At 51.0% G+C, this 672-nt stretch carries 1 protein-coding gene and 1 pseudogene; both read right to left on the reverse strand.

The annotated features are described in order from the left end of the window. Positions 1–367, reverse strand: a 367-nt coding sequence (locus tag IQR33_RS34545) for an ABC transporter permease (protein ID WP_228014169.1), incomplete at its 3' end; no start/stop codon positions are given. Next, a pseudogene (locus IQR33_RS34550) lies at positions 367–672 on the reverse strand (ABC transporter ATP-binding protein); the annotation flags it as partial. The gene IQR33_RS34545 and the pseudogene IQR33_RS34550, both read right to left, overlap by 1 nt.

Here is a 672-nt window from a genome sequence, read left to right on the forward strand (position 1 = left end):
CCACAATCCACTGGCCAAGCTCTCTACCTTGCACCATGCGTTGGGTTAGGTCGCTAGGTAGAATTAAAGCCGCTCGCACCAAACCGTCTTGAATGGCTTGCTCGGCTTCAGAAGCGGTAGCGAAGGTTTCGACCACATCGACCACTTGTGTGACTTTGACGGACTCAGTGATCACGCGCCCGGCAGTGCTGCCACTTTGATCGACGACGCCAACGGGAATGTTGCGAATATCCGTATTAATGGCAAAGCCAAATAGCAGAAGTTGAATCAGGGGGATCATTACGACCATGCCAAAGGTAATGCGGTCACGTGAAAGCTGACGGATCTCTTTGATCATCACCGCTTTCATGCGGGCAATAGATTTCATCATTGGCGACCTTCTCCCGTAACGCTGACAAACACATCTTCCAAGCTAGGACGAGCAATGTTCATCTCGCAGCCATCAAGCTCAGGAAAGGTTTGGGTTAACCATTCGATCGGTTGTTCGATGTGCTGGTGGATCAAAATGCGTAAGCGAATGCCGAGCTGTGCGGCAGAACGGACTTCTTCGCGTCGAATGACTTTCTCTTTTAGCTCGCGTAAGTTATCCGCTTTGACTTCGACGATGTTAACGCCCATTTGCGTCATGAGTTCTTCTGGCTCACCATCGGCGCGGATTTCCCCAGCTTCCAT

The organism is Vibrio sp. OPT46 (assembly GCF_015163535.1).
GTDB classification, from domain to species: domain Bacteria; phylum Pseudomonadota; class Gammaproteobacteria; order Enterobacterales; family Vibrionaceae; genus Vibrio; species Vibrio alginolyticus.